We start from the raw sequence: 11,582 nt of genomic DNA, 5'->3' as shown, positions 1-11,582 counted from the left end.
GCCTCGCTGAGCGCTCCTACACTTTCGCCACCTGGCAGCTCACGACGAAACGCAGCGCCTCACCACGACGCAGGCGCGCACGACCAGCCACAAAAAATGACCATGCCCGCCAGACATTGAGGCCCCAAAACCGCGATTAACCCCAAAACCGCGCGCTCGTAGCCCCGCCACGCCTGCCCGCTTTGCGTAGTGGTTTTCATGCACCTGGCGGACATAAGCAAAAGCACGCCATAGCTGGCGGTCCTAAGCAAACGAGAGCATCAAACGATCATGCGATTTTGCGCGATTTCATGCGGCTAATGATGTTTTGACACTTGATCCATTATGCTACCCTAAACCCAATACCCACACTTGTTAAAGGACTGCAAATGGAACTCGTTGAACTAAAAGCTCTGCTAGAAAAAGAAGCTGACGCGAAGAGAAGAGCTGATTTACTCGCTCAGTTAGAAGTTTCTAAACAGAATGCAGAAGAACAAATACGCACTGAGCAAAAAGACGTAGATTTCGAGACGAAGGAGTTTACCGTCGAGTTACTGGTAAATAAGTATCACAGCGGTTTGGAAGATGATACTAACGAACTTTTTGTTCCTGACTACCAAAGGGACTTCGTTTGGAGCGAAAAAAGACAATCACGTTTAATTGAATCCTTAATTCTCGGATTTCCTATTCCGTACATTTTCACCGCTGATGTTCTTTCAGAAGACCCTGAACTGGATGGTAGGATCGAGATTGTAGATGGTTCGCAACGTGTCAGAACCATCCATGCTTTCATTCATAATGAGTTAACCTTACAAGATTTGAAATCTTTAGATTCTCTAAATGGTTTTACTTTCCAAGACTTGCCACTATCTAGACAGCGTCGCTTTATGCGCATACCTGTAAGGGTGATTGAATTAAGCTCAAAATGCAACGAGGAGACACGCCGAGACCTTTTTGAAAGAATTAACTCAGGTAGCGACATTCTTAAGGATATGGAAGTCAGAAAAGGCTCAGAACTTGGTTCAACTTCACTTTATACGCAGGTTATTAAGCCTTGCTCTGCCATTCCTCTATTTAAAGATTTAGCTCCATTATCTGAAGCAAAAGAAAAACGTGATGAACGTTTAGAATTCGCACTACGCTTTTTTGCATATTTAGAGAACTATGAGAACTTTGATCACTCAGTCCGTGATTTTCTCAATGATTACATGCGGGAAAATGGAGAGGTAGACTCTCACAAACAGGATTCTATGAAAGAAGAATTCACCAGGATGTTAAACTTCGTAAATGAGTACTTCCCCGCAGGTTTCAAAAAAACAGTTACTGCGAAGTCCACCCCTAGGGTCAGATATGAGTCCTTAGCAGTAGGTGTCGCATTAGCATTAAGAGAAGATTCTACACTCGTGCCTCAGAATCTTGACTGGTTAAGTTCTGACGAATTCAAAATATTAACAACCTCTGACGGTGCGAATAGCCGAGTCAAAGTAAAAGAGCGAATTGAGTATGTGCGTGATAAATTGTTAGAGGTTTAACATGGAAAGTTTTCGCGAGGACTTTGATATTAGGTCAGGAGAAATACTGGCCTATTTAGATCTTTTGAGGTTCATTGAGCATGCAGGTTCTGAATTGGTTTCAACAGAAGACCCTGAAAACAAATTCAATATTACTTCTGAATCTCGTAAAACTTTAAAGGGCGCGGTATACATTCTTTTATATAATTTAATTGAATCCACTATGAGGGAAGCGATTTGTTTTATTCATGATTCCTTACATGATAAAAACGTTCAATTTGACAATCTCAAAAAAAACCTGCGCACTGAAATAGTTAAACGTTTAAAAAGCGATTCTGTAGGCGTGGAAAATTTCATAAATGGTCTTACGAAAGGTATATCCTGTGGAATTTCTTATGGTACTTTTAATAAGAAAAAATTATTCTCAGGCAATATAGATCGTGATGAAATTAAGGAAAAAGCCACAATTTACGGTTTTTCAACATCATCTGATTACATTCATACTAAGCATGGAGAAAAACTAAGCACAATTAAACAGCATCGTAACGATCTTGCGCATGGTAACGTTTCATTTTCCGAAATAGGCAAAAACGTATCGTATCAAGATTTAGAAAATGTTTCATTGGAAGTAATTGCATATCTTGACGCTATAGCAACCAATATTGAAGATTATATTCATTCCGATGGTTACTTAGCATCCTAATAAAAAGCCTGCATCGCAGGCTTTAGTTTTAATTCAAATGATTTTTAATAGCTTGACCAATAACTCGCCCCAACTCGACAGGAACAGCGTTACCAATCATTTTACCAATATTTCTCATGTTGAATTTTGAGTTATCTTCAACAAATGAATAATTCATTGGAAATGTTTGCAATAATGCCGCTTCTCTTAAAGAGATCGCACGATTTTGTTCTGGATGACCAAACCGACCATTACCAAAACCATAACAAAGAGTTGTAATCGTTGGGCTTGGTTTATCCCAAGACATACGGCCGTATACACTCCCATAGCCCTTACCACTGGATTTAAGATGACAGGCAGCCACCAATTCCTCAGGCCAATCTTTCCAAGTTCCACCGGGAACTGAATGAATGATACGCTTCTTATTAATAGGGCTTAACTTGCTTGCACGATGTAAAAAATCATGTGGATCAGCCTCACCGGATTCTAATGGCGGTAAATCACGAATAACATCTGCGACAGTTTTACGAGGAATATTTTCAGATTTTACTAACTCAATTTTTCCAAGTTTAGATGCCAACAGCACATGTCGAGCACGATTCTGTGGAATGCCATATTCTACACAGTCAACCTTTGAAGCCCACACTTGGTAGCCCAAATCTATTAATGAGTTATAAAAATCATCATAAACTTTATGTTTCGTTACATCAGGAACGTTCTCCATAGTTACAATTTCAGGAGAAACCTCGCGAATCAGGCGCTCAAACTCATATAATAGCGGCCATTTTTTATCTTCTGCTTTGTCCTTACCTTGAGTATATTTGGAAAAAGGCTGGCAGGGAGCACACCCAGCGAGAACTTTAACGGATGAATCACCATAAAGTTCAAGAAGCTGCTCTTTTGTGACCTTCGCTATGTCTTGCTCAATAAAGACTGAGTTATTGTTTTTTTCATAGGGAAATCGACATTCCCCCTCAAGGTCAATACCAGCAACTACATCAAGCCCGGCAAGTTGCAGGCCATGAGTCAACCCGCCCGCCCCACAAAAAAGGTCTATCACCTTAACAGTCATCATACGCTCCACATCTCAACTGCAGTCAGTATACAGCTCTTTGCATAGAATCTCGAGTCTTTAGACCAAAATTGATACGAAAAGCAAGCGGGCTGCTCTAAGCGAACTGGTCTAAAAAATTTATCAATGCAGCCAACTGTCACTCTCCCAGACCTGCTGCAAAATCTCCAATACCCGCTTTTTATCTTCGTCCAGTTTTAAGCCGCTCAGCTCCAGGCCGTTAGCGCTTCCCTTACGTATGCGGATTGCCGTGTTTGGATAAAGAGGGCGCAAATTTCGGTAAAGCTCGGATTCAAGGGCTTCCAGTGTTGCCTGGCTTATCTTCTGCTCTTTATCGATCATTATTTCAATGCGCATAAAGCCCCCTTTAATTGATAACGTCCATTGCCTGGCCGTAATCATGGTTACGAATTTTCGCCATCAGCTCGTCCGTCAGTTCCGACACCCACTGGATCGCAAGGCGTTTCTCTTCTTCGCTACACTCACTAGCCGCTACAAGCTTGATAAAGAAATCAATACGCTGGAGTTTCAACGACTCCAAAAGATAGTCCTGCATTTTCCCTCCTATCCTCACTACGGGATAAACCAGCCAGCATCCCCAGGAAGAGACACTGACAACTGTGTGTATATCCACTGTTTATATATACAGTATAGAAGGATTTAGGGGTTGTAAAATATTTTTTATCAATCAATCAGATGAGTCTGTTTGCTGAGGTTAATCATTTACTTCACTCAGCGCCGTCATTATTGCCAGTCGCTCAGCATGGGGCAGAGCTGCGAACTTTTCGCGCCAGCGCTTCGCCTTACGTTTGATGCGCTCCCTGTCGTTGTAATCCTTACCCGCGAAAGTGTGCGAGTAGGCTTTCCCCTCCGGGTAATTCATCCAAATTTTCTCTGTGCGCACACCGCCGCGCGTCATGGCCTGAAATTCTTTCTGGCGCCAGCCCTTTAACAGTTCATCATAAAGCGTTGACGGATAGCCGGACAAAATTACACTGACATTTTTTGGCAGGCTTTTAAGGCAGGCCAGCAGCCGCTCATGATCGGCAACGGTATATTCATTGCGATACCGCGCGGCACTGGTCCGCGTTTCATGCAAATAAGGAGGGTCAGCGTAAACCAGCACACGACCGGCAGAGGAAAAATCGAAGACCCTTAAAAACTGCACCGCATCGGCAACATCGATAAAAAGGCTATCGCCCACGTTATCAAGGAAATCAGCATTGCCCTGGCAGAACGCTTCAACCGTCAGGGGATCAATATCAATGCCCCAATTACGGCGGGCCGGTGGCTTACGCAACATGACAGCGCCACCGCCCAGGTGCGTCTCAATGTAGGTATCATGCGGCGGCATTTCCGCAATAATCTTTTGAAAAACACCGCTTGCGGCCTTACTTCCCAGATAGGTCATTTCTGTTTTCCTCAACTCCTGATTTCGTTTTAATTCACCTGCAGCACAGTCGAAAATGACGTTACTCAATGAATGGCCAGCACTGTCATTTCTGACGGTGAATGACGGAACGCGGTACCACACCGTCAGACCTGACCATGTTGATCACGGGCTATTCACGCGCTGAAAATGCACGCTTCATTCGGTTCAAAAGGTCATCCGCCTGCTGTTTAATCTCCACAATCTGGGACGGCAGACGTTGAACACCTGCCGCAGTACGGTTTCGGACAGTAAGGCGCCCTTCTTCAACCGTTAACACCTGATCGCCAAAGGCAACCACCGCGCCAGAAATCAACGAACGGACCATTCCGGCACTGGCATCCACACCACGCAGAGACAGCAGCTCACTAATTTGCTTTTCCTGCTCCGTCATAGGGCTGGCTTTTGGCCTCACTTTGACGCACTTGTTAGTTCCCCTTGCCGCGTCACTCAGCCGCTGCGCTATCACCCGTTTTTCTTTCCGGGATAAAGAGCCAATATCCGCCCAGCTGGCACGGTCATTAATGACCGTGCCGCCAGGATCGGCGCGTTTTTCAACCTCCCGCGGCTCCCGCGTACAGTTATTGACAGAACTCCGAGGGGCGGCGGGGCCGCCTGAAAAATCAAGGTCAAAACCGGAAACGCCGTCGGCCTGACGTTTCGGCACAATTTTGTATTTGGTAGTGCGCGTATGAATCAGCGATTCCGGCCCACGGATCGGAGAGTAAACGCCGGAAATTTTGGAGACGTCATCCCCGTAAAGGTTGCCGTTTTCGGTGACTTCATAGCTGAGGCGCACGCGCAGGAGATCACGGGAAACCAGCGGGCCACCCTGAGCACTCACGTACAAATCCCACGCGCTGCTGTCAGCGGCCTGGCGCACTGGCTCAATTTCGGGGTGCAGGACCAGCTCACGATCACCGAGGCGGCGCAATTCACGCCACACTGTTACCGGTGCGCCGCCTATCTGCTGGAACTGACGGATCGCCCAGCGAGACGCCCAGGCACTTACGCGGCGCGCCATCTCTTTCAGAGGCTTGCCGGTTTCATCATCCAGATCGTCATCAAGCTGATAGCCATCAATATTTTTTGAAATGTATTTGGCGATATAGCCCGTAGCGCTGCCCTTCTCTTTCTCGATGGGTTTCATTTCGAAGCGGTTTTCAGCGGCGCCAGGCTCATTCCCATCCTCACGCATGGCGTGCTTACGAAAGATTGTTGTTGCTGGTTCGATATGCTCCGGGCGCATGAAAAGCAGGAGGTGCCAGTGCGGGGTTTCGTCGTGGTGAGGCTCAACAACGCGAAAGCCAAACACGCGAATACCATTGCGCAGCCAGGCCGCACGCGTGCGCGCCCATACTTTGCAAAGATATTTCTGCGTTTCACGCGGTGACGCGCCGCTGTATTTGTTGTTCCGGCGCCCGTCGTACTGCATTGAGTGGTATTTGGATGGAGCGGTAAGCGTGAAGAACGCCCCGGCCAGCCCGGCCTCATTCGCTAAATCTTCGAACCCACGCATGCGCGCCATCAGTTCACGGCGTCGGTTGGCTGGGTTGGCAACGCTGCCGGCCACTTTATCAATCAGCGATACGCGCTCTCCGGTGTCCTCATCTTCCAGCTCCATCGCTTTCAGAAATTCGCGGTTGGCTTTCTTTTGCGCCGTCCATTCCTGCAAACATGGGTCACTGCAGTACGGTGCGGATTTTTTGTGTACATATCCGGCCGCAACCATCAGATGCTCACGCCAGCGAGCATGCATACGGCGCAGACGATTAAGCCACCACTGCGGAGACTGCAGGCGGGCAACTGCTTTCAGTGCGTCTTCCGCCTCCAGTTCTTCTTTGCAGTAGGCCGTCCAGCACGGGACCGACGTTTTGAGGTGATTGGCAAGAAACCCCATGCGGCCATAACCTGACAGGGTGGCGAAATGGGGATCGGACGTGCGGGCCATCTGGAAATCAAACTCGCGGTTAAACTCGCTACCCAACAGGTCAGCAAGGTTATGCGCCAGCCGTTTCAGCTCTCTTTTGCCAGCCCAAAGCAGGCGCCAGAATTGTTCACGCAGAGGCAACAAAGCCGCAGGCATAACCCCCTGCGGCAGATACTGCTCGTTGACCTGATCTATACGACTCAGAACGAATCGTTCAAAGGTATTGATTAGCCAGGCATCAGCCGCTTGTTTGCCTTTACGGTCTACCTGTTCAAGTTTTTGAGCATACATACGACGGACAAAATGAGGCAGCGAAGCCAGGCGACGACGAACCGCCCGGCCCCGGTCTGGTGCTTCATCCGTTTCTGCCAGTTCGGCAATCGACAAACGCTTGCGATTGCCGTCCGGCGTCAGATACATGATCCCCGGCGCCGCATCGGCTTGCTTAAAACCACCGATTGCAGGGCGCGGGGCATTCCATGCGTAGGGAAAAACTGCATCAGTCATTCATCAATCTCAACGCTGATGAATGCTTCCTCACCCAAACCTTCTGGGTTTCGGTTTATAGAAATCACCGTAAAAATTCCGGTTTCGCGGTCGAAACGTATAACAGCCGAAACAGCGATTTCTTCCCCGTTGGCCGGGTCATATGCAGTGATGAGCAGCGCATCTTTTTTCATGCCCTGGCCTCCACAGATGAGTCATGGGCAGACAGGAGGGCATCAACAGCGACTCTTGATGGTTTTGATACGGCGATGATTTCCACGGCAGACTTAGCATCACCAGCAGCAACCCCCATGCTGCGTTTTGCTGTGAGGCGTTTATGAGTGAAATCCCGGTAAAGTGAACGAGTAAGAAAAGTGTCGCTGTTTGAAACAATGACCGGATGGCCCTCAGATGAGCGGCGTTCAAGAATAGACGCCAAATGATACTGATCATCCTCAGTAAACCCGGCGGTATGATAATCAGTGAAAGTACCGTCATAAGGCGGGTCGCAATAAACAACATCGCCAGGCACCAATAAGGCCAACGTTTCGTCGTAGCTGGCACAAATGAACGTTGCGCGAATGGCTTTCTCTGCAAAAGCGCGGATTTCACTTTCCGGGAAATAAGGATTTTTATAATTACCGTAAGGGACGTTAAACACCCCCTTTTTGTTATAACGGCAAAGCCCACGGTAACAGTGACGATTTAAGAATAAAAAAAGCGGCGCGCGCCATTCAGGGTCTTTATCGTAATTGAATGAATCACGGCTATCATAATAACCATCTTCACTATTAAAGACTTTAAACAGATGTTTGGCACGCTCAATAAAAGCAGATGCGTCTGTTGCTATGTCACGATATAGATTTATTAAATCAGGGTTGATATCCGCGACAAGATAATGAGGATAGTCTGTTGCCATCATCACAGCACAGGAACCCGCGAAAGGTTCAACCAATCGCGGGCCAGCTGGGAGGTGCTTTTTCAGTTCGGGCATGATGGCGGTTTTGTTTCCCGCCCATTTCAGGATAGTGCTCATTTGACACTCCCTGTGAATAAGTGAACCAGCGCTTCTACGGTTGTGAACGGGCGAATTGATAGCATCACCCAACTACCCGGAATCCAGTTTCCCGGCATAGGAAGAACGTCATTTACTGGCAGAATATGGGTAATAACTGCAGCGCATTCTCTGCCGGTATATTTGCCGTCGTGGTCCCATTCGCACAAAGAAAGAAGGTCACCGACTTTATAGCCCCGATCATCCTTCCTAAGCTCTGCACGTTTTTCGCCTGCAACAACGGCATTGAAATAGGCCGGAGCGATTTTTACCTGGTGAACGCGCGTAGTCATAACGCACCTCCGTTGTAGTGTTTGCTTTTTAGCTCTGCGATTTCCTGACAGGTCACACAGCACTGCACGCCTGGAATAGCGCGGCGGCGAGCTGGCGGGATCGGAGCATCACACACCGCACAGAGGACACGGGAAACGCCCGGCACTTTTGCGCGGGCATTGTTGATATGGCGCTCACGATCTTCCTGTTCGCGCTGCTGGGCGAGGTCCATTGAATCAGCCATTAATGCAGCTCCTGCGCTTCGTTCTGGATGCGTACCGCTTCAACGCGAAGCAGTTCGGCCGCCTCGATATGGCTCAACTGACGGGAAACGATGCGCACGGCCAGACTATCCAGACGAGCCGCCATTGCATCAGCACGGCAACGGCGCTCATCCAGGCGCGTTTCATTTAACAAAGCGAACAGGCCAGCATCGTCTGGGCCTGTTTTCGTTGAGTGGGTTTTAATATTTTTCATATTCATTTCCTCAAAATTCGGGCAAAAAAATGCCCGGCGGGTTTACGCCATAAAAAACGGGTTATTTACTCAGATATAGCCCGCGCAACGCGGGCTGTAAGAATCAGGCTTTCTTAAACATTGGAAGCGCTACTGCAATAATCCCCGCAACCAAAACACCATCAGCCAACATCGACATAAGACGGCCCGTGAAATCTACTGCAACAACCAAGAACAGCAGCACACAGATAATGAGACAACGCAGCTTTCCCATTACAGGTACTGGTCTAGTGACAACTGGAGAGCCTGCGCAATTTTCTTAAGCTGCGCTTCTTCCTCGCTGCCGATACCGTCCTGGTCAGCAATATCAAGACACAGGCACAACACGTTTACCGCGTCGTCAGTTCCCGCAACATCCGCAAGTTCACGCAGAGCCTGAGCATTAGCGCTACGCGGCGATGCTTCATAGCGGGCGCGGATATTACTGCTCATCTGCGCAATTTCACCGGCAAAAGGCGCAAAGGCTGGCAGAGCTGAAATTGTTTTTTCCAGCACGCCGATTTCTTTCGCGTCACAGGTTCCGTCAGCGTACGCAATGGAATAGACGCCCCAAACAGTGGCCTCTACCGCGTCGCGGTTTTCCATTTTTTTAACTTCAACAACGGCTTTACGAGCTTTCTTTTTAAAGATTCCAAACATTGTTATTTCCTCATTTTTAGTTGACTGTCTTCACAATGCCCACGTTATGAGCATTAGGCAGGCGTCAAATTAGATATAACCGGCAACCGGAACAGGCTTACTTTTAATTTGGTTGATAATTTCAGCCTGCAAACCTTCTTTAAATTCTTTGCAGCACTCCCATTCAGGATCGACACGCAAAACAGCGCCGTCACGGGTTTTAATTTCAAAACCTTCCGCCATATTTGGGATGATCACGCCCAGAATAATTCTCAGCTCATTACGAGACATGTTTCACTCCTTTAATAATCAAACGAGCAATGCGAATAATTAAAAAAGCTGACGGCTTAGCCGCTTTTGTTTTCAGCCCGTTTAATAATTCGGACTGATCGCGGCACGGGTGCCAGCGCTTGCCGTTATCTCCTGTAATCCAGCCGTGGCCGTAGTGCATTGCCGGGCTTTGCTTTACCAGGAGCGAGGCGAAAGAAGGTTCGTTTTTCAGCATGACCACCTCACATAAACCCGAAAGTCGCACTGATACCTGTAACCGTATCAATAGTGCTAGCCATGGCTGGGTTAGCCTGCAGACGCGCCTGCATGGATATCGCAGCCAACGCCATAAGGCGGGTGACAGAATTGATGCTGCTGATCACATCGCGCCGCCCAGCTGTTGTCCCAACTTCACCCGACACAGCACCGGCAGCCACACGACCAATTTCAGCTGTCGCGCTCATGACGTAATGCGGGAGTTTTTCTTTTGCCACTTCGTTCGTAGGTACGCACGGCAGGCAATGAATTTGAGCAAGGAAACCATCAACCAGCGTGGAGTCCTCAGTTATATCCGTTAGCAGCCAGATTTCCGGCGGCGTGAGCTGATGGGGCTGCTCAGGGTTAAGCTTGTTGCGCAGCGTCTGGACCTTCATTCCTGCGCGGTCTGCCAGCTTCGCCATATTGTGACGCAATGCAAAAGCGCGGCAGGCTTCATCAAAGTGAGGATGTTTGGAAACGCGATAATCAAACATGCTGTGAGTCCTTTTCTATCCCAAAATGGAACTATCAGGCTTGCATTGCGATTTCACAGCCTTGAGCGGCTTCCATCGTCAACGCGAACATGTTCACTTCAACCAGACCGTTAGCGTTTTCTTTCTTGCGGATTGGTAGGCGCCCTTCGCGAATCATTTGGCGGGCATAGCTGGTTTTATAACCGGTACGGCGGCAGAACTCATCAAGGGTGATATATGGCTCTGACACCACAAGGTTGATACTGGGGCGCATTGATAATTGACGGCTCATGATGCACTATTCCTCTTTTGTAACGTTCTCTACACTATTCGGGAGCGTTCAACACTATTCGACAACTCACTTTGCGTAAATACTATGATCCAAAATTGGAACGGTCAACAAAAAGATTTTACGAATCGTAAATCAATCACACTCCCAAATGGTGGCAAGGACCCCATTGAAAGGATTTGTGCGGCTTATGGTTTCACATCGCGTCAAGCGTTATGCCGTCATTTAGACGTGTCTCAAAGCACAATGGCAAACAGGGTAATGCGCGGTAACTTCCCTGCTGATTGGGTGTTGATATGCGCGATGGAGACTGGAGCATCGCTGGAATGGTTGGTTTATGGACAAGGCAACCCACCTATGCCCATACCACAAAATGAAGCAAACAATCTCAACAGGCACGCGCCAGAACAAACCCAAATAGAGCTTTCTGAAATCCAAAATGGGGTTATAAGCAATCACAAAACGGTATCAATTGCATCAGAGCTACTACCACCGAAAACGAGTGAACCTCGCTTAATTAGTTTCGATGGTGTCATTTGGATAGTTGATACCTTTAGTGGTGAGCTAGTCGATGGTTTCTGGCTGATAGAAATGGATAACGTTATCAGCGTTCGTGAAATGTACCGCTTACCGGGTGGAAGGTTACGGGTTGAAAATGGCAAAGCTTCATTCGAGTGTAATGCTGATGACGTTAAGGCACTTGGGAAAGCAGTCGGCAAAATGGAATTCATAGAGTGAAGAG

Annotated in this window: 19 protein-coding genes; 3 read left to right on the top strand and 16 right to left on the bottom strand. The window is 47.9% G+C overall.

What is annotated here, in order from left to right:
* The first annotated feature begins 368 nt into the window (after window positions 1–368).
* Both H2Z33_RS11615 and H2Z33_RS11610 read left to right on the top strand, forming a co-directional pair.
* A complete protein-coding gene (locus tag H2Z33_RS11615) occupies window positions 369–1,511 on the top strand; it encodes a DUF262 domain-containing protein (RefSeq protein WP_047367109.1) in 1,143 nt (380 codons plus the stop codon).
* 1 nt (window position 1,512) lies between these two features.
* The gene (locus H2Z33_RS11610; protein ID WP_047367108.1) at window positions 1,513–2,193 is read left to right on the top strand and encodes an MAE_28990/MAE_18760 family HEPN-like nuclease; all 681 of its coding nucleotides are present in this window, start codon (window positions 1,513–1,515) and stop codon (window positions 2,191–2,193) included.
* 28 nt (window positions 2,194–2,221) lie between these two features.
* On the opposite strand, the gene H2Z33_RS11605 is transcribed toward H2Z33_RS11610, so the two are convergent.
* From H2Z33_RS11605 to H2Z33_RS11530, 16 genes are all read right to left on the bottom strand, one after another.
* A complete protein-coding gene (locus tag H2Z33_RS11605; RefSeq protein ID WP_047367107.1) occupies window positions 2,222–3,244 on the bottom strand; it encodes a DNA cytosine methyltransferase in 1,023 nt (340 codons plus the stop codon).
* A 123-nt stretch (window positions 3,245–3,367) separates the two neighbouring features.
* Window positions 3,368–3,601: a DinI family protein gene (locus H2Z33_RS11600; RefSeq protein ID WP_047367106.1), complete on the bottom strand. Its 234-nt coding sequence runs from the start codon at window positions 3,599–3,601 to the stop codon at window positions 3,368–3,370.
* A 10-nt stretch (window positions 3,602–3,611) separates the two neighbouring features.
* Entirely contained in the window at window positions 3,612–3,800 is a 189-nt protein-coding gene (locus H2Z33_RS11595) for a hypothetical protein (protein ID WP_014884914.1), read from the bottom strand.
* Window positions 3,801–3,959: 159 nt separating this feature from the next.
* Window positions 3,960–4,655 (bottom strand): DNA adenine methylase, encoded by a 696-nt coding sequence (locus H2Z33_RS11590; RefSeq protein ID WP_063135359.1) that lies wholly within the window; start codon window positions 4,653–4,655, stop codon window positions 3,960–3,962.
* A gap of 151 nt (window positions 4,656–4,806) precedes the next feature.
* Window positions 4,807–7,110 (bottom strand): replication endonuclease, encoded by a 2,304-nt coding sequence (locus H2Z33_RS11585; protein ID WP_063135358.1) that lies wholly within the window; start codon window positions 7,108–7,110, stop codon window positions 4,807–4,809.
* Entirely contained in the window at window positions 7,107–7,283 is a 177-nt protein-coding gene (locus H2Z33_RS11580; protein ID WP_157843451.1) for a hypothetical protein, read from the bottom strand. The genes H2Z33_RS11585 and H2Z33_RS11580 overlap by 4 nt, the downstream gene beginning before the upstream one ends.
* Window positions 7,280–8,125, bottom strand: a complete 846-nt coding sequence (locus H2Z33_RS11575) for a DNA adenine methylase (protein WP_045260150.1) — start codon at window positions 8,123–8,125, stop codon at window positions 7,280–7,282. The genes H2Z33_RS11580 and H2Z33_RS11575 overlap by 4 nt, the downstream gene beginning before the upstream one ends.
* On the bottom strand, window positions 8,122–8,436 hold the full coding sequence (locus tag H2Z33_RS11570; RefSeq protein WP_045260149.1) for a DUF3850 domain-containing protein: 315 nt from the start codon (window positions 8,434–8,436) through the stop codon (window positions 8,122–8,124). Before H2Z33_RS11570 ends, H2Z33_RS11575 begins: the two co-directional genes overlap by 4 nt.
* The gene (locus H2Z33_RS11565; RefSeq protein ID WP_045260148.1) at window positions 8,433–8,660 is read right to left on the bottom strand and encodes a TraR/DksA family transcriptional regulator; all 228 of its coding nucleotides are present in this window, start codon (window positions 8,658–8,660) and stop codon (window positions 8,433–8,435) included. The genes H2Z33_RS11570 and H2Z33_RS11565 overlap by 4 nt, the downstream gene beginning before the upstream one ends.
* The gene (locus tag H2Z33_RS11560) at window positions 8,660–8,893 is read right to left on the bottom strand and encodes a DUF2732 family protein (protein WP_045260147.1); all 234 of its coding nucleotides are present in this window, start codon (window positions 8,891–8,893) and stop codon (window positions 8,660–8,662) included. The genes H2Z33_RS11565 and H2Z33_RS11560 overlap by 1 nt, the downstream gene beginning before the upstream one ends.
* Before the next feature lie 103 nt (window positions 8,894–8,996).
* Window positions 8,997–9,146, bottom strand: a complete 150-nt coding sequence (locus tag H2Z33_RS11555; protein ID WP_017382390.1) for a DUF3927 family protein — start codon at window positions 9,144–9,146, stop codon at window positions 8,997–8,999.
* Window positions 9,146–9,571 carry a tellurite resistance TerB family protein gene (locus H2Z33_RS11550; protein ID WP_045260146.1) on the bottom strand — a complete coding sequence of 142 codons (426 nt, stop codon included), beginning with the start codon at window positions 9,569–9,571 and terminating at the stop codon, window positions 9,146–9,148. Before H2Z33_RS11550 ends, H2Z33_RS11555 begins: the two co-directional genes overlap by 1 nt.
* A 69-nt stretch (window positions 9,572–9,640) precedes the next feature.
* Window positions 9,641–9,841 carry a hypothetical protein gene (locus H2Z33_RS11545; RefSeq protein WP_017382392.1) on the bottom strand — a complete coding sequence of 67 codons (201 nt, stop codon included), beginning with the start codon at window positions 9,839–9,841 and terminating at the stop codon, window positions 9,641–9,643.
* Window positions 9,831–10,055 carry a phage filamentation protein Fil family protein gene (locus tag H2Z33_RS11540; protein WP_017382393.1) on the bottom strand — a complete coding sequence of 75 codons (225 nt, stop codon included), beginning with the start codon at window positions 10,053–10,055 and terminating at the stop codon, window positions 9,831–9,833. The genes H2Z33_RS11545 and H2Z33_RS11540 overlap by 11 nt, the downstream gene beginning before the upstream one ends.
* A 7-nt stretch (window positions 10,056–10,062) precedes the next feature.
* Window positions 10,063–10,572 (bottom strand): phage regulatory CII family protein, encoded by a 510-nt coding sequence (locus H2Z33_RS11535; RefSeq protein ID WP_047746817.1) that lies wholly within the window; start codon window positions 10,570–10,572, stop codon window positions 10,063–10,065.
* 34 nt (window positions 10,573–10,606) lie between these two features.
* Window positions 10,607–10,843 carry a hypothetical protein gene (locus tag H2Z33_RS11530; RefSeq protein ID WP_026080532.1) on the bottom strand — a complete coding sequence of 79 codons (237 nt, stop codon included), beginning with the start codon at window positions 10,841–10,843 and terminating at the stop codon, window positions 10,607–10,609.
* 84 nt (window positions 10,844–10,927) lie between these two features.
* Between H2Z33_RS11530 and H2Z33_RS11525 the strand changes: the two genes are divergently transcribed.
* The gene (locus tag H2Z33_RS11525) at window positions 10,928–11,578 is read left to right on the top strand and encodes a phage repressor protein CI (protein ID WP_045260144.1); all 651 of its coding nucleotides are present in this window, start codon (window positions 10,928–10,930) and stop codon (window positions 11,576–11,578) included.
* The last annotated feature ends 4 nt before the right edge of the window (window positions 11,579–11,582 follow it).

It is taken from the genome of Enterobacter sp. YSU (assembly GCF_016082135.1).
GTDB lineage: Bacteria > Pseudomonadota > Gammaproteobacteria > Enterobacterales > Enterobacteriaceae > Enterobacter > Enterobacter hormaechei_C.
This window is presented reverse-complemented; position numbering and strand designations above follow the sequence as displayed.